Annotated in this window: 19 protein-coding genes; 14 read left to right on the top strand and 5 right to left on the bottom strand. The window is 41.9% G+C overall.

Annotated features, from left to right (window positions below; translation table 11 throughout):
• Positions 1-275 precede the first annotated feature (275 nt).
• Together rpoZ and gmk are read right to left on the bottom strand one after the other, a co-directional pair.
• The gene (gene rpoZ / locus V6252_RS09595) at positions 276-536 is read right to left on the bottom strand and encodes a DNA-directed RNA polymerase subunit omega (protein WP_057761396.1); all 261 of its coding nucleotides are present in this window, start codon (positions 534-536) and stop codon (positions 276-278) included.
• Between the two features lie 164 nt (positions 537-700).
• Entirely contained in the window at positions 701-1,327 is a 627-nt protein-coding gene (gmk, locus tag V6252_RS09590; RefSeq protein ID WP_102091897.1) for a guanylate kinase, read from the bottom strand.
• Between the two features lie 372 nt (positions 1,328-1,699).
• Here gmk and ispH point away from each other — a divergent pair, with 372 nt between their 5' ends.
• The 11 genes from ispH to V6252_RS09535 all read left to right on the top strand — a co-directional run bounded on the left by ispH (position 1,700) and on the right by V6252_RS09535 (position 12,032).
• The gene (ispH, locus tag V6252_RS09585; RefSeq protein WP_057761392.1) at positions 1,700-2,656 is read left to right on the top strand and encodes a 4-hydroxy-3-methylbut-2-enyl diphosphate reductase; all 957 of its coding nucleotides are present in this window, start codon (positions 1,700-1,702) and stop codon (positions 2,654-2,656) included.
• 53 nt (positions 2,657-2,709) lie between these two features.
• Positions 2,710-2,958 carry a hypothetical protein gene (locus V6252_RS09580; protein ID WP_341610235.1) on the top strand — a complete coding sequence of 83 codons (249 nt, stop codon included), beginning with the start codon at positions 2,710-2,712 and terminating at the stop codon, positions 2,956-2,958.
• Between the two features lie 53 nt (positions 2,959-3,011).
• The gene (locus V6252_RS09575; protein ID WP_341610234.1) at positions 3,012-3,827 is read left to right on the top strand and encodes a thioesterase family protein; all 816 of its coding nucleotides are present in this window, start codon (positions 3,012-3,014) and stop codon (positions 3,825-3,827) included.
• A gap of 517 nt (positions 3,828-4,344) precedes the next feature.
• The gene (gene htpG / locus V6252_RS09570; protein WP_341610233.1) at positions 4,345-6,306 is read left to right on the top strand and encodes a molecular chaperone HtpG; all 1,962 of its coding nucleotides are present in this window, start codon (positions 4,345-4,347) and stop codon (positions 6,304-6,306) included.
• A gap of 320 nt (positions 6,307-6,626) precedes the next feature.
• Entirely contained in the window at positions 6,627-8,108 is a 1,482-nt protein-coding gene (locus V6252_RS09565; RefSeq protein ID WP_341610232.1) for a C13 family peptidase, read from the top strand.
• A 120-nt stretch (positions 8,109-8,228) separates the two neighbouring features.
• On the top strand, positions 8,229-9,119 hold the full coding sequence (gene fghA / locus V6252_RS09560; RefSeq protein WP_341610231.1) for an S-formylglutathione hydrolase: 891 nt from the start codon (positions 8,229-8,231) through the stop codon (positions 9,117-9,119).
• A gap of 280 nt (positions 9,120-9,399) precedes the next feature.
• Entirely contained in the window at positions 9,400-9,630 is a 231-nt protein-coding gene (locus V6252_RS09555; protein ID WP_394124996.1) for a TIGR03643 family protein, read from the top strand.
• Positions 9,631-9,744: 114 nt separating this feature from the next.
• On the top strand, positions 9,745-10,434 hold the full coding sequence (gene rpe, locus V6252_RS09550) for a ribulose-phosphate 3-epimerase (RefSeq protein ID WP_057761380.1): 690 nt from the start codon (positions 9,745-9,747) through the stop codon (positions 10,432-10,434).
• Between the two features lie 211 nt (positions 10,435-10,645).
• Positions 10,646-11,044 carry a hypothetical protein gene (locus V6252_RS09545; RefSeq protein WP_341610230.1) on the top strand — a complete coding sequence of 133 codons (399 nt, stop codon included), beginning with the start codon at positions 10,646-10,648 and terminating at the stop codon, positions 11,042-11,044.
• Between the two features lie 143 nt (positions 11,045-11,187).
• Positions 11,188-11,499 carry a hypothetical protein gene (locus tag V6252_RS09540; RefSeq protein ID WP_057761376.1) on the top strand — a complete coding sequence of 104 codons (312 nt, stop codon included), beginning with the start codon at positions 11,188-11,190 and terminating at the stop codon, positions 11,497-11,499.
• 221 nt (positions 11,500-11,720) lie between these two features.
• The gene (locus tag V6252_RS09535) at positions 11,721-12,032 is read left to right on the top strand and encodes a hypothetical protein (RefSeq protein ID WP_101205798.1); all 312 of its coding nucleotides are present in this window, start codon (positions 11,721-11,723) and stop codon (positions 12,030-12,032) included.
• Between the two features lie 111 nt (positions 12,033-12,143).
• On the opposite strand, the gene rpmG is transcribed toward V6252_RS09535, so the two are convergent.
• Complete coding sequence (rpmG, locus tag V6252_RS09530) at positions 12,144-12,299, bottom strand: 50S ribosomal protein L33 (protein ID WP_010201403.1); 156 nt, start codon at positions 12,297-12,299, stop codon at positions 12,144-12,146.
• 128 nt (positions 12,300-12,427) lie between these two features.
• On the bottom strand, positions 12,428-12,664 hold the full coding sequence (rpmB, locus tag V6252_RS09525) for a 50S ribosomal protein L28 (protein ID WP_057761372.1): 237 nt from the start codon (positions 12,662-12,664) through the stop codon (positions 12,428-12,430).
• A gap of 484 nt (positions 12,665-13,148) precedes the next feature.
• Here rpmB and V6252_RS09520 point away from each other — a divergent pair, with 484 nt between their 5' ends.
• On the top strand, positions 13,149-15,254 hold the full coding sequence (locus V6252_RS09520; RefSeq protein WP_296207115.1) for an Ig-like domain-containing protein: 2,106 nt from the start codon (positions 13,149-13,151) through the stop codon (positions 15,252-15,254).
• Between the two features lie 196 nt (positions 15,255-15,450).
• Positions 15,451-16,371 (top strand): formyltetrahydrofolate deformylase, encoded by a 921-nt coding sequence (gene purU, locus V6252_RS09515; RefSeq protein ID WP_341610228.1) that lies wholly within the window; start codon positions 15,451-15,453, stop codon positions 16,369-16,371.
• Between the two features lie 85 nt (positions 16,372-16,456).
• Here purU and V6252_RS09510 read toward each other — a convergent pair whose 3' ends face one another.
• Positions 16,457-17,221, bottom strand: a complete 765-nt coding sequence (locus tag V6252_RS09510; protein WP_425355875.1) for a cytochrome C assembly family protein — start codon at positions 17,219-17,221, stop codon at positions 16,457-16,459.
• A gap of 452 nt (positions 17,222-17,673) precedes the next feature.
• Between V6252_RS09510 and ffh the strand changes: the two genes are divergently transcribed.
• Positions 17,674-19,221 carry a signal recognition particle protein gene (ffh, locus tag V6252_RS09505; protein WP_298809192.1) on the top strand — a complete coding sequence of 516 codons (1,548 nt, stop codon included), beginning with the start codon at positions 17,674-17,676 and terminating at the stop codon, positions 19,219-19,221.
• Positions 19,222-19,253: the final 32 nt, after the last annotated feature.

Genomic DNA, 19,253 nt, shown 5'->3' with positions numbered 1-19,253 from the left:
AATAATGACCTACCATACAAAACTTAAGGATGAGTACGCCATTCTCTAATTAATCGCAAATCGCTTTCAATGTCAACTGATAAGCGTGTGGGCGATGAAAAAATTTCACTCAGTGGTCTATTTTGGGGATAAATGGTGACCAAAATAGCCAATACATTATTGTCACAACCAAAAAACCACAGCCTATGCTGTGGTCTTTATAGTTGATCAAGATGTGTATTTATTTTATAAAAACACGATTGGCTTTATAAAATACATCTTATCAAAACAGCTTATTAGAAGCTGTGGTCGCCTGACAATGCTAAATCTAATGAGCTAGTAGCAAAATTATGCTCTGGCTGATTTAGAATGTCGCGTGTGATTTTGCCAGCGGCAATTTCACGTAATGCCAATACTGTAGGCTTGTCGTTATCAACGTCAACCAACGGCTCGGCAATACCTTTGGCCAATTGACGGGCGCGTTTGCTTGCGACCAAAATTAGCTCAAAGCGATTATCAACATTATCCAAACAATCTTCAATCGTCACTCGTGCCATAAATAGCTACCTCGGTTGTTTTTATTAGTAACGGATCTTGCCCGCCACTCAATAAAAATAATATCAAAAATATAAAGGGGGATAGCTAAATATTATAGCATTTTTTGCCAAGTCGCGTAGTTGCTTTTTATATCTACTTACGAGATTAGCTGCTTGTGCTTAGTTTACTCTTCTACCTGAGTGTTTAGCAAGTTGCTAATCGTGCGATGATAGCGCTGCTGCTGACGACCAAGTGTCTGCCTGTCGGCCACGATGATGGCTTTTAGCTCAGCTAAGGCTACATCAAAATTATCATTGATCACTACATAGTCAGCATTCACGTATTGTGCCATTTCGGTGACCGCGCCAGCTAGACGGCGCTCTATAACTTCTACAGAATCCTGCGCGCGGGTTGAGAGACGTTGACGTAATGTCGCAATGCTAGGTGGTAGAATAAAAACCATAATGGCATCGGGAAAAATATTTCTGATTTGCGTCGCGCCTTGCCAGTCAATCTCCAAAATAACGTCGATACCCGCCGCTAGTTGGGTACGGACACTTTCCTCTGACGTGCCATAATAGTTACCAAATACTTCAGCATGCTCTAGAAATAGACCCGCATTGATACCATTGGTAAAACTATCGGTATCTGTGAAATGATAGTGCTGACCGTCAATCTCGCCTGGACGCGGTGCGCGAGTCGTATGTGAGACGCTGACAGTCAAATCATTGGTGGTAGCAAGCAACTGTTTGACCAGTGAGGTCTTGCCAGTACCTGAAGCGGCAGTAACGATGAATAATGAACCTGTCATACAATTTATCCTAATAGAAGGTGTCTTAGTAACTCGTAAAATGTATTGTAATAAATGTGTCTTGATAAAAAGTTAAGCAGTGCCTCAGTCAAAACAAAGACTGGAAAAAATAAAAAACGCCATCATGTATGGCGATAGAAATTATAATAGATGCATTATTATAAACTGCTTTTATACAAGTTAAAGCTGGTTTTGCAATATGTCGTAAGTATGCTGAGATTTGCCCACAAAATATTGCTATGAGTAGACAGCTATTTTAGAGAGCGATAAAAGCAAATTATGCTAAAGTAGAGCATTGATTTCGCCCCAACTTTTGAATAAAAAATTCAAAAATACGTTTTAACTATAAATTATCCAATGATAGGCCTTTTTATGCAAATTTATCTTGCCAATCCCCGTGGATTTTGTGCTGGTGTGGACCGTGCAATTGCAATTGTTAATGAAGCATTGACACGTTTCGAGCCGCCCATTTATGTCCGTCATGAAGTTGTGCATAATAAGTTTGTGGTGTCAGACTTGGCCAATCGTGGTGCGGTATTTGTTGAAGAGCTTCACGAAGTGCCAGACGGCTCTATCGTTATTTTCTCCGCTCATGGGGTCTCTAAAGCAGTTGAAGATGAAGCAGAGCGCCGAGATTTGACGGTTTTCGATGCAACATGCCCTTTGGTAACTAAAGTACATATCGAAGTGGCAAAGTTTGCGCAAGATGGGATGGATGCAGTGTTAATAGGACATGCAGGACACCCAGAAGTCGAGGGTACTATGGGGCGTTTCAACCGTCGCCATGGTGGGCAGATTCATCTGGTCGAAGATGAAGGTGATGTGGCCGCGTTGACTGTCCAAGATGCCGAACGCTTGGCATTTGTGACTCAGACAACCTTGTCGATGGATGATACTGCTCGCGTTATCGATGCGCTGCGTGAAAAATTTCCTAGTATCCAAGGCCCTCGCAAAGACGACATTTGCTATGCCACACAGAACCGTCAAGATGCGGTCAAAGATTTGGCCAGTCGCTGTGAAGTGGTTTTGGTAGTCGGTTCACCAAACTCATCAAACTCCAATCGCTTGCGTGAGCTGGCTGAGCGTATGAATTGCCGAGCGTACCTAATCGATAATGCCAGTGAGATGGACAAGCGTTGGTTAGATGGTGTGCAGAGTATAGGCGTGACCGCTGGTGCATCCGCGCCCGAAGTGTTGATCCAAGAAGTATTGCAACAGTTGCAAGACTGGGGTGGTGATCTGCCTAGTGAGCTATCTGGTATTGAAGAAAATGTGACGTTTAGTCTGCCAAAAGCGTTGCGGATTCCTGTCACTCAGGTTGGTAAGTAATTAGTGTTTGTATTTATATTTGTATGAACCATCATTGATATGGATAAGGTCGCATGAAAGAACCAAAAGCCAGATTTGTATTGGCAGAGGCCACACTCGCTGAAGTCAACAAGCAACTAAAGCTCAATATGCTAGTGATGGCAGCAGTGGTTTTTGTATTGTTTATGAATATCATGAAGTTTATGGCAGAAAAAAGCTTTTTCTACGCGATGCTCGCAGTAGTTATGATCTGTTTGTTATTTTTTATACAAAAAGCTCGCCGTATTCTCACGCTAAGAAAACGAGAGATTATCCATAAATAAAAAGTACAAGCATAAATAAAAATACAGGTGAAAGTGCCAAATATAGGATAGCTATGACTGCTTATTACAAATTTGTTAAACGAGAATTACAAGAAGACGGTGTCAGTGTGGCGCATTATCAGCCAACCAAGCATGCACAAGGTGCTTGGAATGAGCATGAGCAGCACATGGCGCCAGCAACAGGTCTATTAACAGCTGAGATCAACAGCTTCGCGCCACAACCTAATACCCGTATCGCACGTGTGAGCCTCGATATCTTGGGGCTAATACCGCTTGACGATTTTACTATTACTACTCGCTGTATCCGACCGGGTAAGACTATTGAGCTGGTCGAAGCGGTCATGAGTAGCCGTGGCCGTGACGCCATCATTGCAAGAGCATGGCGACTGATTACTCAAGATACCAGCGAGATTGCCGGACTTGAAGATCAACCAGCAGAATATAAACCTGAGGAATTGCCAGTTTGGGAAGGCATGAAAGGCTGGCCGGGCGGCTTTATTGAAAGCGTACGTCTAGTAGCGACAGAAGACCGTCGTTCTGGCCGCGGTATGGTATGGATTACCAATGATCTCGACATGATTGAAGGCGAGCCGACTGATGATTTGGTGCATCTGTTAGGTATGGTCGATACTGCTAATGGTGTTGTACCAAGATTGGGTCTTGGTTTATCTAAGTTAGAATGGATGTTTCCCAATACTGATTTGCAAATCCATATGCATCGCTCGCCAAAAGGTCGTTGGCTGGGTATCGAGGCTGTACAACAATATGGCGATGATGGTATCGGATTGACCAGTGCGGTATTGCACGATGTATACGGCCCTTTTGGTCGCAGTGAGCAAATCCTTACTATTCGCCCTATGCCACGTTAAAAGGCTAAGAGTCAGTCAGGCTATAGTTTTGAAAAATGAAACTACACGTTGTAATCAATTAATTATACAAATAATAGAGAAATGGTTTTAATAGTAGCTAACAAGACAATATTACTAACAAGCTGATGTTAATCGACATAGAGGTTACTATGAAAACCCATACTCAATTTTCAAAAAAGCTGACGACTCTCTGGGATATATTGATAGAAGCATATTCAGAATAGTTGCTATCGTTTGCGCGTTGATTGCTATATCAGAAAATAACTGAGCAATTAAATGACGAAGTAAGTAAAAACCAAGCAAACAAATAACTGATACCAGAACACCGCCTTGGTAAACAAGCGCGGTGTTTTTTATTGAATAAAGATTTTGAGCTTGAATTTTTTCTCAATGCCCCTATTAGTATAGACAGTTTAACGGTATTGCATACGGCGGGTTCTCTAATATTATTAGAGCATCTTTGGTGAGTGTATCGTTATCTGATAATAGGTCTTTCATAGAATTTAAAGGAGTTTTTATGAGTGAAGCAACTCAAGCTGAAGGTCTGAATCCAGAATTAAAAAAACATACGTTTGAAGCTGAAGTGGCGCAGTTACTGCATTTGGTAACGCATTCACTATATTCTAACGCTGATATTTTTGTCCGCGAGTTGGTATCTAATGCGTCGGATGCTTGTGATAAGTTGCGCTTTGAAGGCACAAATGATGATAGCCTTTATGAAGATGATGGCGAATTAAAAATCCGCATCGCTGTTGATGAAGCTGCCAAAACTATTACCTTTACCGACAATGGTATTGGTATGAACGAAGCCGATGCAATCGAAAACTTAGGTACGATTGCTAAATCAGGCACCAAGGCGTTTTTAGACAAATTGTCTGAATCACAGAAACAAGACGGACAATTGATTGGTCAGTTCGGTGTTGGTTTTTACTCAGGTTTTATCGTGGCTGATACCATCAGTGTCGAATCGCGTAAAGCGGGCGAGCCTGCTGATAAAGGCGTGCGCTGGGTATCAGATGGTACTGGTAGTTTTACTGTTGAGCCTATTACCAAAGACGCGCGCGGTACGGCGATTACTTTGCATCTAAAAGAAGAATATAGCGAGGGCGAAGATAACTACTTAGATCGTAGTAAAATTAAGCGCTTGGTTAATAAGTACTCTGACCATATCAGCTTGCCGATTCAGATGCGTAAAGAGATCTGGCAAGAAGACGTAAAAGAAGACGAAAACGACGACACGCCTGCTGGTGGCCAGATGGTACTCACTGATGAGTGGGAAACCATAAACAAAGCCAGTGCACTATGGACGCGCTCTAGCTCTGAAATTGAAGATGATGAGTATGTCGATTTTTATAAGAATATTTCTTATGACATGGATGCGCCGCTTACTTGGACGCACAACCGTGTAGAGGGTCGCGTACAGTATACGCAGCTACTATATATCCCTAAAAAAGCGCCAGTCGATCTATACACTCGTGAGCAGCAGCATGGTCTAAAGCTGTATGTGAAGCGCGTCTTTATTATGGACGAAGCTGAGCAATTGCTACCGATGTATTTGCGTTTCGTGAAAGGTGTGATTGATTCAGCAGACTTGCCATTAAACGTGAGCCGTGAGCTACTACAAGAGTCACGTGATGTAAAATCTATCCGTGATGGTAACGCTCGCCGTATCTTAACCTTACTCGCAAGCCTTGCTAATAGCGAAGACAATGATAAGCAAGAGAAATTTGCCCAATTCTATGCAGAGTTTGGTGATGTTATCAAGGAAGGTCTAGGCGAAGACGCAGGCAATCAAGAACGTATTGCTAAGCTATTACGTTATGCCACCAGCACGCAAGACGGTCTAGTGACGAGCTTTGAAGACTATAAAGGCCGTATGAAAGATGGCCAAAAAGCTATATATTACCTCACCGCTGATAATCTAGCCGCTGCGAAAAACAGCCCGCAACTTGAGCTATTCAAGAAAAAAGGCATCGAAGTTATCCTGATGACTAGCCGTGTTGATGAATGGGCAATGAACTTCTTGACCTCATTCGATGAGACACCGCTGCAAAACATCGCGAAAGGCGCAGTAGACCTAGGCGACTTGCAGGATGATGAAGAAAAAGCGGAAGCGGAGAAAGCCCAAGAAACGCTAAAGCCTGTTGTTGATAAACTAAAAGCTGCATTGGGCGAGCGTGCTAAAGACGTCAAAGTGTCTACTCGTTTAGTCGATAGTCCAGCTTGTTTGGTCGTTGGTGAAGGTGAGCTATCACCACAAATGATTCAGATGCTACAGCAAATGGGTCAGGACGTACCAGCAAGTAAGCCAACGCTAGAAGTAAACCCTGATCATCCACTCATCAAGAAGCTTGAGAGCAGTGAGCAGTTTGATGATCTGGCGCAAGTCATTTTTGATCAAGCATTATTGGCAGATGGCGGTCAGCTAGACGATCCAGCCGCTTACCTAAAACGCGTCAATGAGCTATTGATGAGATAATGTTTAGTAATGAGTAAAAAAGGGAGGCTTTATATAAGAGGCCTCCTTTTTTATTTGAATTTTTGGCCGAATTTGAGTGAATTTTACAAATCAGCCTTATCCTCTTAACCGACAATCCGTTACAATCGCGATAGATTAGCGAGCTAAAATATTAAGCAGTGCTAGTCATCTTCTATAATCACTCCATCGTGAATTCAATATAAATCGATGTCTGCATGCTGTACAAAAAATCGTCAATTGATTGCACCGCGCGGCTGTTACATTAAGATAATTATCATTGAGTCATTTTATTTTTCTCGACTGGCTAGAGGTCTAAGTCTTTGTCACTTACGTCGTTAAAAACCGTCTCGCTTCAGCGTTTTTCGCTCAATTTCGCTGCCAATATTATTGCAACCTTATGGATGCTGGTGGGCTCAACACGGGCTTTTTCTTGGGTTAAACCTACTTTTGTACAGTTTGCCGTATTTGCACTATTGGCGCTTGGTAGTAATGTCTTATTTTCATGGTTAGCTGCTGAAAGTGGCAGCATATTTAATGAGCAAGGATTGGTCAGTTATTTGATCTGGCCGATGATTATTTTGCTTGGTGGTATCATTTTGGCTCGGCGAGCCAGCAACCAAGCATTGGTATTTGTACCAGTAGTACTGTGGTTGGTCGCTGATACATTGTCAGCCCTATTACAGAGCTTGGTGCAGTTTTTTGGTAGCTATGGTTGGTTGCCAAATTGGAGTTATTCGTTCTTACCAGTACTGTTTTTAGTATTGTTCTTATGGCAAACGCTAGCGTTACTTTGGATATTTTCCCGACGTATGCGTATACCATGGTGGGAGCGAATCATTGTATTGGTTGGCGCGGTAGCGTTGCTGACCATTTGGCAGCGTAATGTTGCAGATCAGCCGATCTTTAAGCAAATACCTGTAGAGCCTGTATTAGAAGAGGCGGCACTGTATCAGCAGCCACGTCTATTACAGCAAGCATTGGATAGTATAGACCCAAGTATCGATGGCAAAACCGACTGGTACTTTATGGGAGTCGCAGGATTCTCTGATCAAAACGTCTTTCGCTCTGAGATTAACAAGGTGCGCGAGCTGTTTGATGTACGCTTTGGTACTAGCGGGCATTCACTATCGCTGATTAACAATACTTATAGCTGGTTAGACGAACCAATTGCTACTAAGACCAGTATTTTGCGCGGCTTAAAGAAAATCGGTCAGCAGATGAACGCTGATGAAGATGTATTGTTCCTGACGTTGTCTTCACATGGTAACCAAGATATCGTTCAGTTGGCAAATCCACCGCTTGCGATGGATAATTTAGATGCCACATGGTTGCGTGAGGCGCTCGATGCGTCTGGTATTCGCTGGCGCGTGATAGTGGTGTCTGCTTGCTACTCAGGTTCGTTTATTGACGAGTTGGCATCGCCAACCACGGTAGTGATTACTGCATCAGCCGCTGACAAAGCATCGTTTGGCTGCACCAACACAGCTGAGATGACCTATTTTGGCCAAGCGTTTTTTGCTGAAAGTCTACGAGGGAATACCAGTTTTGAGTCGGCTTTTAAGGATGCCAGTATACGGGTCAATGAGCGTGAGAGCGCAATGGGCTTTGAGCCATCAGAGCCGCAAATGGTGATTGGTAGTTTAATGGAGACGGCATTGCCTGCGTTTGAGCAAGTATTGTTTGATAAGGCGCGCCCATCCGTTGCTAGTATTACAAATAATGCTACTTCTACAACGGTTAATATTCTACCTGACAGTGCTACTAATATATCGGTAGACGAAGTAGAGATAGCTGCTGAATAGCTAAATAAATACAAAGTATGATTTGGCATTTAATAAATGCCAATATCAGATTTACTATTAGATGATGAGCATTTATTAAACATCGTCATTGGTTCTATTTTGAATAAAAGGATATCATTCATGCAAAATTCCTATAGTCATAGTTTATCTACCAATAAACAGCTTACCCAAAAAAGTGTGAATCGTTGCTTTAACGGTGAGCAGCATTATTATAGTCACGAGTCGACGTCTACCAAAACCTCTATGACGTTTAGTATTTATTTACCTGACGAAGCCTTGGCTGGACGACGTTGTCCTGCGATACTGTACCTATCAGGTCTGACGTGTAATGCTGATAATGTCACTCATAAGGCGCATTTTCAGCAAAAATGTAGCGAGCTTGGTATGATACTTATCGCACCTGATACTTCGCCTAGAAGTAGTGACGACAGTGATGTACCAAACGACGATCGCTATTTTGTCGGGCAAGGCGCTAGCTATTATGTTGACGCGACCCAAGCGCCTTGGTCAGACAACTTCAATATGCAAAGCTACATTGTTGATGAGCTATATGACTTACTACGCTCAGAGTTTCCTATCCACAGCATCGGTGTCACAGGACATTCAATGGGTGGTCATGGTGCGCTGTTGCTAGGATTCAAGTTCCCAAGTAAGTTTGTCAGCGTATCGGCTTTATCGCCAGTATGCGCAGCTAGTGAATCTGCATGGGGGCAAGCTGCCTACACAGAGTACTTCGGCGATGATAAGGCTCTATGGGCGCAAGCGGATGCCTCACAGATGATTGAAAAGGTCGGTCAGCAGTATTCGAGCATTTTGGTTGATCAAGGCGCAGCTGATAACTTCTTAGCAGAAGGTCAGCTACAGACTTCTAAACTACAAGACGCTTGTGCAAAAGCCAAACAGCCCTTAACATTACGCTACCAAGCCGGGCATGACCACAGCTATTATTTTATCCAAACGGTGATTAATGATCATATCGAACATCATTGGCATATGGCTCAAATGAGCTAAGATGTCATTCAGATGACCGTAATGCATTTTTCGTTATTCCATTCATGCTCAGAAGGTGATTTTTATGGCAAGTTATCAAGATTTGACAGCTTCTAATTCAAAGAATAAGTCAGCAGATACGAGCTCTACAAAAGCGACTATGCAGGCTGATATGGATGCTGCTCTAAAAAACAAACAACGTAGCAATGAGTATAATGATGAAGTGTCTCAAGCTAAGTCAGACGAGCTGATTGCAAAAACCGTTAACGATGCTGGCGATAGAGTACTTGATGATGTACAAATATCTCGCGTGATAGAGATGGCATGGGAAGATAGAACGCCATTTGGTGCTATAGAGCATAGCTACGGTCTCGATGAGACTGGGGTTATCAAACTCATGCGCCAAGAGTTAAAGTCGTCATCTTTTCGCTTATGGCGTCAGAGAGTGAGCAATCGTGCTACCAAGCATGAGGCAAAGCGCTCTTTCGAAGTTGGCCGTGCTTATTGTAAAACTCAATATAAGCAGCGCTAAACCACTAAGTATTTAGCATCAATATATAAAAGGCTCTCAGTATATGTGAGCCGCTTGAAATTTCCTTTTTAATTTATCAATATCTTATATAAACATGAATTAGGTAGCTCAATTATGAACAGTCCTGCTAAACCTTATCTTATTGCACCGTCGATACTCTCAGCTGATTTCGCGCGGTTGGGCGAAGAAGTGGAGAAGGTACTAGAGTCGGGTGCCGATGTGATTCATTTTGATGTGATGGATAACCATTACGTACCCAATTTGACGTTTGGTAGCATGATTTGTAAGGCTTTGCGTGACTATGGTGTTGAAGCGCCAATTGATGTGCATCTGATGGTTTCACCTGTCGATAGTATGATTGAGCAGTTTTTGGAAGCGGGTGCTAGTATCATTACCTTCCATCCTGAAGCCAGCGCTCATATCGATCGATCGCTTCAACTGATCAAAGATGGCGGTGCAGAGTGTGGCTTGGTATTGAACCCAGCGACACCATTACATTATCTTGATTATGTTATGGATAAAGTAGATCAGATTTTATTAATGAGTGTGAACCCTGGCTACGGTGGTCAATCGTTTATCGATAGTACTTTAGATAAAGTCCGTCAGGTACGTCAGCGTATCATTACCAGTGGTCGAGATATTCGATTGGAAGTTGATGGCGGTATCAAAGCCAGTAATATACGTGCGATTGCTGAAGCGGGCGCTGATATGTTCGTTGCGGGTTCTGCAATATTCAATCAAGAAGATTATAAAGCGGCTATCGATGAGATGCGCGCAGAGTTGTTATTAGCCAACAACAGCTAGCGAGTGTGATATGGTTAATAAACGCTATTAGCCATGCCATAATAATATTAGAATGTGCTGTATAACTTATGACTATATAGTTAATCCTCTATAAAAGAGCTACAGCGTTAACCTCGCTTGAAGTATCACGTATACATCTGCACTCAGTTGCCTTGTATCTCTTTTAAATTGAATCAACTCTATATAACGGTCAGTCACGTAAAGGTGAAATATGGACACAAACAATTCTAGCAGTTCAACAGAGCCTTCTGAGCAAGCAAGTTCTCATGAGACGTTGAATCAGCAGGCTAGGCAATCACTTGAAAGTGAAACACCGCAGCGCAGTTTGGTACCTAGAGGCATTACCATTGGCTTAGCGATGTTTGCACTTGTACTTAGTTTGGCAGGTTATGGCTTTCGCCTGATGGTAGGTGATGATGTCGAAACCGTGCTGCGTCATGCAGCGGTCATTGTGCCTGCATTTATGTTAGGTATTCCGCTGTTCTTTTGGGTAGGTTCTCGCATACTTAATAAAGTTAAGGGCCTGCATATCGAGAGTTGGAATGCGATTAGTTTGGGTTATTTGACCTCTTGTATATCAATGCTATGGCTGATGGGCACTTACAGTTAAGTTGTTTCGCTGTAAATATAATGCTTTTTCGCGCCTGTATCGTTTATTCGCGCCTATATTTTTTATTCGTGCTTATATAATGTCGTAATATTTTATATTTTTAATCATTAAGCCATGTTCTACAAGCATGACTGGAATTTTATATGAGAATCGTACCAGCCAGTATTGCTAAAATTATCTATCCTAAAGACTTACCAAATGGCTTATTTACCAGCTTAATTATCGCTTGTTTATTAATGGGATTGGCGTCACTACGTCACGGAACCGACTTACAAGGTTGGCTAAATGTCATTGAGAATTGGCTGCTTATGCTGCTGATATTGCCTACTGCGACTGCCACCGTTGCACTGCCATTTAAATATCGTGATCCTAGCCTTGAGCTAAAGCTGGTTTATTACCTTGGAATGTTTGTGGCCTTCTTATTTACATTAGGAAAGTTACGTTATTGGCACTAATATATACAAATGACATGGCATTCAAGTTTGCTTTTATAGCGAAGACTTATGTGACAGCCCTTGAATTTCAATGTTAAAGCGTCCATTGTATGAGTAAGACAGATTTACCCGCGTTACTGTAAGACGATAGATTTGCTGAATGAGTTTATTTTTAGAAAATGACTGCTTTGCAATGACTAGTTTCTCTACCAGTACTAAACGGGATAATAAGGAACACATTAATGCCATACGATATCGATAATGATATAGAAGTAGATAACGAGAGTAGCGATCAGTTTGCAGGATTTGCCAAAGAAACCACGTTAGAGTTGGTGGAAGCAGATGATGGTAGATTATTGTTGCGTGATGCTGAACAAGATGAAGCACCGCTGATGACTATTGATTTTTCTGACAAGCTAAAAGAACTACTTGGTAGCGATACTCAAGCCATTGGTCAACATATGATTCATGCTGCGATTCAGGTCATTATGCAGAAGCAGATGAGTAAGTGGCATGCGCATGTGTATGATAAAGAACCAACGCACTACAGCTGATCTTTAGTTTGTTAGCGAGCTGAAGATAGCTAGATATACAAGCATAAAAAAAGGGTTTATCAATTGATAAACCCTTTTTCTGTTCAAATAATACCACTTATAAAATGAAGATTATTTGATTTTAGCTTCTTTAAAGATCACGTGCTGGCGTACTTTTGGATCAAACTTTTTGATTTCCATTTTGCCAGGCATAGTGCGCTTGTTTTTAGTAGTGGTGTAGTAATACCCAGTACCAGCTGTTGATACTAATTTAATTTTATCTCTCATGATAGCTTTCCTGTAAATGAGGGGTCTTCAAACGATAGGTACGTGTCTCAAAGAGTGAGTTGCCACAATTAATGTAGCAAAACAGCAGCCTAAATGATGAGAGTCATCACCCAGCTGCTATTTTTAACTTAAACTTTTTGACCTTGTGCGCGTAGATCCGCTAACACTTTATCGATACCAAGTTTGTCAATGATGCGCATACCTTTGGTAGACACACGTAGACGTACAAAGCGGTTTTCAGACTCTACCCAAAAACGATGGTTGTGAAGGTTTGGTAGAAAGCGACGACGGGTTTTGTTGTTTGCATGCGAAACATTATTACCCACCATAGGGCGCTTTCCAGTCACTTGGCAAACTCGAGACATGGCGAACTCCTAATCTATGAGGTATGAGTTTTTCTCATACCAGTCTGGGCAAGTTGCACGTTTTTGCGGCATGGACACAGCAAGCGGCAGCTTTGCACCAAACAAAACTATATGAAGGTTGAGCTGGTTTTGCTGCTATCTAAAGGCAAATAACAGGCTGACCAATTCAGAAAATTTTAAAGCCGACATTTATACCATAAAACAGATGAATACTCAAATATTTTTACAATAACTGTCGAATTAAAGGAGGGCTATTATACCCTGAAATGAGCGCTCTATGTTGTTGATTGTTTAATAGTAAAGATTAATTTTTAGTTGTAAGTTATAACAAAAGTCAGTAAAGTTGCTGTTATATATTTAATACAATCTGTTAATACACCAGTATTACTGTAAATCTATGTATCATTACCAATCTCTTTTGATTCTGGGTAATGATTTTTTGCTTATTTGCTCAGATAAATTACTGCTCATGCGGAGTTAAAACATGTCATATACATCCCTGCCCACTTCTAAGTTGTTTCAATTAACAGCACTCACATTATCATTAGCCCTAGCGGGCTGTGGTGGCGGCGGTGACGGTACTGATACTATCGCGCCGGAACCTGACCTAGGAGTGCAACAGCCAGGTACTGGTGATGGGGGCGTTGAAACACCTGCTGCAGAATTAAATATTAGCAACAGTGGGCTAGTAGATGTAGATGGTAATACCATAACTTCTATCGATCTAGAAGGTGCTTATTATGAAGTACAAGTTATGGACGGGAATGATGAGCCTGTCGCAAATGCTAAGGTAACATTCTCGATTGATGCTGATGGTGTTGTGTTATCTCAGACAACATCAGGAGCTAAGTTAACAGATAGTGAAGGTAAAGCTCGAATTTTCGTGAAGCCTAATGCTCCTGAAGTTTCTGGCGCATACACCATCACCGCTAATGCAAGTAATAATGACAATACGGCAATTAATAATTTAACATTTTCCGTACAAGCAACAAATGTAAATCTAAGTGCCCTAACTGTGGTTGACTCGCAGCTTTCTGCAGGTGGTCAAACAGCTATATCATTAATGGCAACTGATACGGAAGGTAACGCTATAAGTGGCATATTAGTCAGTTTGAATGCTAGTTGTGGTCAGCTACCTACTCAAGCAACTTCAGATGAAAATGGTATGATTACATTTGTCTATAAAGCTATAAATACAGACAATACTTTATGTAGTGGGAATGTTCGTATATCGGCTAGTACAGGCAGTTCGGCTACTCAGACGGCCAATCTTACTGTTCAAGCGCCTGAAGCTACTTCTATTGTTTATACTTCAAATGAGCTTACATTAGGTATTCAGAATAGCGGATCATCAGCGACGGGTGAAGCTGAATTTGCAATATATTCAAATAAAACACCGCTCGCCAACGCAGAAGTGACTCTCTCATTAGAAAAGTCTCCTCTCGGATTGACTTTTGGTGTATTAGGAAACAAAAATAGTTTTAATGCTATTACGGATGAAAATGGTAAGGTTTCAGTTAATATTTATCCTGGCAGTACTCCAGGCCCTGTAGAGATAAAAGCAACTTTAGCAACTGATGCTCGTATTAATGCTTTATCAAAAGGCATATCTATTGCTAGCTCTCGTGTAACACAAGATGGAATAAGCTTGTCCTTCGGTAAAAATGTGCTGGATTGGAGTTTGGATGGTGATGAAACTTCAGTAGTTGCACGTCTAGTCGATCGTAATGGTAATAAAGTACCTGATGGGACAGTAGTTAACTTTACTGCTGAAGGCGGTAAAGTATCTCCTTCTAGTTGTACAACATCTAATGGTGCCTGTGAAGTTACCTTCTCAACTCAAAACCCTCGCCCTGGTGATGGTCGTGTTAGTATTCTAGCAGTTGTTGAAGGTGAGAAATCATATATAGATAATAATGAAAACAATGCTTGGGATGAAGGAGTTGATACATTAGTCCACAATATTGGAGATACTTTCCGTGATGACAATGAAGACGGCATCTTCCAAATAGGGGAGTTCAATTACCCACTAACTACTCAAGCCAATCAAGTGTGTGAAAACAATATCCAGCAATTTATCCAGCTTAAGTTTCCAACTTTTGCTCAAGATAAGAAAGATCTCTTTGAAAGTACCTTTATTGGTAACTTTGTATCGCCAAATAAACCTATGACCTGTAACTCAGGGCTAGATGCAGTAGTACGTTATGAAGGTATTCAGTTGCTATCGAATGGTATTCCAAATATCACGTTATTATCTCCTAATACACAAATCATTACTGCAGCAAATAAAAGAGTAGTTACTCGCATCAATAGCGGTGGTTTCTATGATTTAAACCCAATGCCATCTGGTACTACCATTTCAGGCTCAGTTGTTGACAAAACTAGCGGAGAAGGCAGTGGTAGCTGTACTGTAGAAATGATTGGAGGCCCTGAAGAAGTGCCAGCAATAGTATCTCCTGGTAAACCTGGTGATAATACAGGGACTATTAATACTTTTGCATTAGATGAGTGCGAAGCAGGTGACTATTTCAAAATTTCTGTGACTACTCCTAAAGGTGTGACCACTAATGTTATTTATACTGTTCAGTAAATTCTCATAATTTGTAAACCCCTGACCACGTGTCAGGGGTTTTTGCTTTATCCTTTTAAAATAACCAAATCACCTTAAATAACCAAAAACAACCAACTCGCTCAGCAAAGTATTGCAAAAAAGATTAAAATAACCGGTTTACTACGCTGTCAGTAATTTTTCAGCGATAAGTCATCATTTTTATATTGGGCGAATTATGTCAGACAACACTAAAACGGTTTCATTATCGACCATAGCTTCTCAGAGCAAACAGACACCTAGCGCTATCGATACAGCCACGCTGCTCATCAAATGCAAAGATCAGGCAGGTATCGTACAGGCAGTCTCTGAATTTATTCACCGTTATGGCGCTAATATCATTACGCTTGATCAGTATTCAACGGCGCATGAGGGCGGGCAATATTTTATGCGTTTAGAGTTTGCCTTGGCAGGATTGAGCGATATTATCGAGAATTTTGAAGCCAGCTTTGCGCATACGGTTGCTAAGCGCCACGATATGGATTGGCGTCTACATAATAATGCAACGAAGACCAAAGTCGGTATTTTGGTATCTAAGTTTGATCATGCGTTGTTAGATTTATTATGGCGACATCAGCGTGGACTGCTCGATTGCGAGATTACTTGCGTGGTCAGCAACCATCCTGATTTAAAGCAAGCAGTACAAAATTTTGGCATTACTTTTCATCATGTGCCAGTGACCAAAGATAATAAAGTAGAGGCAGAAGAGCAGATTCATAAGCTGATGGCAGGTAACGACTTGCTAGTATTGGCGCGCTATATGCAGATATTGTCATCAGATTTCGTCAAACGTTGGCCGATGCAGATTATCAATATTCATCATTCTTTCTTGCCAGCGTTTGTGGGTGCAGATCCTTATCGTCAAGCTTATGATAAAGGCGTTAAGCTTATCGGCGCAACTGCACACTATGTCACAGCTGAGTTAGATCAAGGGCCTATCATTGAGCAAGACGTACATCGTGTGACGCATCGCCAAGGGGTGACTGAGCTGCGTGCTATCGGCCGTGATATCGAACGCAACGTATTAGCACGTGCTGTAAACTGGCATGTGCAAAACCGTGTGATTGTAGCGGGTAATAAGACAGTCGTATTTAACTAAGAAGAATTAGTAGTGAGTCGGCTAAAAATATAAAAAAGGCGGTCAGTAGCAACAGTTACTGACCGCTTTTTTCTGAACATATATTTTATAAGAGCATTTCTAAGACGAACTTGCTACCAACAAAGCCAATGGCTAATAGGATAAAAGCATAAATAGTGATATTGGCCGCACGTTTACCTCGCCAGCCTGCACGCCAATTACCGAATAGTAGAGTACCAAATAACAACCATGACAGTAGACTAAAAACAGTCTTATGCACGATATGTTGCGCCATCAAATCTTGCACATAGATAAACCCAATTCCTAGTGCGATACTGAGCAATACAAAGCCCACCAACAGCATATCGAATAATAAACTCTCCATACTTTGCAAGGAGGGCAGCTTATTGACCCAAAAGCGGTGAATGGTATGATGCTTGAGCTCACGTATTTGTAGACGTAGAAATAGCGCTTGTACAGCCGCCATCAACAGCACACAATAGGCAGCTAATGATAACATGATATGGATTTCAAGCCCGATACTGACGTCAGTGAGCGGTTGATAAGGGGCGCGGCCGACATAGCCGACAGTCATACCTATTAGCGCAGTGGGTGCTGCCAAAATACCAAGGCTAAGAATAGGGCGGTATAAACAGAACAACAGGTAAAAGAATAAGAAAAATAAACTGGTCAGACTGATTATATTAAATAAGTTGAAATTCAAACCATACAGCGTCACAACATATGGATATAGCAGTGCCGCATGTGCCGCCATACCGATGAGCAACAAGCCCACACTGAGGCTTTTGTGGATAGGTTTGTCCTGAACCAGCGCCCAACCAATATGGATGCTGACTAAGATATAAGCCATGCTAGCAAGTAAGAATGCAAAGTGCACAGATAAAAAGCCTCATCTTATACTGAGCATAAACTGCCGCTCAATGTGTCGCTAAAGTGGTATTATCAGAATGATTAGAATAATCGTCCAATTTATCATAAAATGGGTGCCAATTGAGCACCATCTTGCTTATAACTTATAAATGATCGGCAGTGCTGCATAGCGCAAAACATAAAATATGTTATCTGTAAAAAGTTAACTACAATTATAAGCGCTGTGTCCTTTGCGAAACGACTATAAGTTTTGAGCCATGTTAATGCTATAGTATTGATAATATAATTCTTTTATCATGTCCCTTGTCATGCAATATCCTAATATCTTATAGCGTATCCTAATATTATTTATGAACCATTTTAATGGTTTGATTTAGAGTTATTTTAATTGCGTATTATTTAATTGAAAACCATTTTAATTGAGAGTTATTTATGTTTGATACCTTAACAGAACGCTTATCGTCGAGCCTACGTAACATCGTCGGTACCGGACAGTTGACCGAAGACAATATCAAAGACACGCTACGTGAAGTGCGTATGGCGTTGTTAGAAGCCGATGTGGCGTTGCCTGTCACTCGTGATTTTGTAAAACGCGTAAAAGAACAAGCGCTTGGTGCTGAGGTGCTAAAAGAGTTAGCGCCAGGTCAAGCCTTTGTCAAAATCGTACACGACGAGCTGACCGAAATGATGGGCAGTGCCAATCAGCAGTTAGAGATGACAGGCAAACCACCCGTTGTCTATTTGCTAGCAGGTCTGCAAGGTGCAGGTAAAACGACTACAGCTGGTAAGTTGGCCAAATATCTACAAGAGCGCCAAAAGAAAAAAGTCATGCTAGTCTCTGCCGATGTTTATCGTCCAGCGGCTATCAAGCAGCTTGAGCAAGTAGCCGGTCAGGTGAATGCTAAGTTTGTGAACTCAAGCACAGATGAGAATCCAATTGATATCGCAAAGCGTGCGATTGAAGAAGCCAAAATTCAATATCAAGATATCCTGATAATTGATACCGCTGGTCGTCTACATATCGACGATACCATGATGGATGAGATTAAGGCGCTAACTGCTGCGGTTAACCCATCTGAGACGCTATTTGTCGTCGATGCCATGACGGGTCAAGATGCGGCCAATACCGCAAAAGCCTTTAATGATGCGTTGCCATTAACAGGTGTTATCTTAACCAAGACTGACGGTGATGCTCGCGGCGGTGCGGCGCTTTCTGTACGCGCTATCACCGGTAAGCCAATTAAGTTCTTGGGCCGCGGTGAAAAACTAGACGAGCTAGAGCTGTTCCACCCTGAGCGTATCGCGCAGCGTATCCTTGGTATGGGTGATGTACTGAGTCTGGTCGAAGAAGTTGAGCAGAAAATTGACCGTGATAAAGCCGAAAAAATGGCGAAAAAGATGCAAAAGGGCGGTGACTTCGACCTTGAGGATCTATTGACCCAGTTCCAACAGATGAAGAGCATGGGCGGCATGGCAGGTTTCTTGGATAAGATGCCTGGTATGGGCGGCTCAGATATGCAAAAAGCGGTCGAAGATGCTAAGCCAGAAGAAAAAGTACGTGAGATGGAAGCATTGATCAATTCAATGACACCATTTGAGCGTAAAAACCCTGACAAGATTAATCCAAGTCGTAAGCGCCGTATCGCTGCAGGTTCAGGCCGTGAGATTCAAGATGTCAACCGTTTGCTCAAGCAACACAAGCAGATGGCAAAGATGATGAAAATGATTTCAAAGCCTGAAGGCATCAGTAAAATGATGAAGTCTATGCAAGGCCTCATGGGTGGCGGCGGTGGAGCAGGTGGCGGCGGTCCATTGTTTGGCGGTGGCGGTCAGCAAGGTGGCGCTAAGGACGTGAATCCAGAACAAATGGCCAAGCAAATGGGACTGGATCCAAATAACATGCCAAGTACCGAAGAGATGCAAAAGCAAATGCAAGAAATGCAAAACCAAGCACCAAAGAAGTTCAAAACCCGCTTTTAGATAACAATTAGTTATTTTTAAGAAGTTTGATC

The sequence above is a fragment of the Psychrobacter proteolyticus genome (genome assembly GCF_038155145.1).
In the GTDB taxonomy this organism is placed as follows: domain Bacteria; phylum Pseudomonadota; class Gammaproteobacteria; order Pseudomonadales; family Moraxellaceae; genus Psychrobacter; species Psychrobacter proteolyticus_B.
This window is presented reverse-complemented; position numbering and strand designations above follow the sequence as displayed.

Bases quoted from the DNA above. Each gene is read 5' to 3' on its own strand.
- ffh (WP_298809192.1), top strand. From the start codon at position 17,674: ATGTTTGATACCTTAACAGAACGCTTATCGTCGAGCCTACGTAACATC.
- fghA (WP_341610231.1), top strand. From the start codon at position 8,229: ATGCAAAATTCCTATAGTCATAGTTTATCTACCAATAAACAGCTTACC.
- V6252_RS09520 (WP_296207115.1), top strand. From the start codon at position 13,149: ATGTCATATACATCCCTGCCCACTTCTAAGTTGTTTCAATTAACAGCA.
- V6252_RS09575 (WP_341610234.1), top strand. From the start codon at position 3,012: ATGACTGCTTATTACAAATTTGTTAAACGAGAATTACAAGAAGACGGT.
- gmk (WP_102091897.1), bottom strand. From the start codon at position 1,327: ATGACAGGTTCATTATTCATCGTTACTGCCGCTTCAGGTACTGGCAAG.
- rpe (WP_057761380.1), top strand. From the start codon at position 9,745: ATGAACAGTCCTGCTAAACCTTATCTTATTGCACCGTCGATACTCTCA.
- V6252_RS09540 (WP_057761376.1), top strand. From the start codon at position 11,188: ATGAGAATCGTACCAGCCAGTATTGCTAAAATTATCTATCCTAAAGAC.
- rpmB (WP_057761372.1), bottom strand. From the start codon at position 12,664: ATGTCTCGAGTTTGCCAAGTGACTGGAAAGCGCCCTATGGTGGGTAAT.
- ispH (WP_057761392.1), top strand. From the start codon at position 1,700: ATGCAAATTTATCTTGCCAATCCCCGTGGATTTTGTGCTGGTGTGGAC.
- V6252_RS09580 (WP_341610235.1), top strand. From the start codon at position 2,710: ATGAAAGAACCAAAAGCCAGATTTGTATTGGCAGAGGCCACACTCGCT.
- htpG (WP_341610233.1), top strand. From the start codon at position 4,345: ATGAGTGAAGCAACTCAAGCTGAAGGTCTGAATCCAGAATTAAAAAAA.
- V6252_RS09535 (WP_101205798.1), top strand. From the start codon at position 11,721: ATGCCATACGATATCGATAATGATATAGAAGTAGATAACGAGAGTAGC.
- purU (WP_341610228.1), top strand. From the start codon at position 15,451: ATGTCAGACAACACTAAAACGGTTTCATTATCGACCATAGCTTCTCAG.
- rpoZ (WP_057761396.1), bottom strand. From the start codon at position 536: ATGGCACGAGTGACGATTGAAGATTGTTTGGATAATGTTGATAATCGC.
- V6252_RS09510 (WP_425355875.1), bottom strand. From the start codon at position 17,221: ATGGCTTATATCTTAGTCAGCATCCATATTGGTTGGGCGCTGGTTCAG.
- rpmG (WP_010201403.1), bottom strand. From the start codon at position 12,299: ATGAGAGATAAAATTAAATTAGTATCAACAGCTGGTACTGGGTATTAC.
- V6252_RS09545 (WP_341610230.1), top strand. From the start codon at position 10,646: ATGGACACAAACAATTCTAGCAGTTCAACAGAGCCTTCTGAGCAAGCA.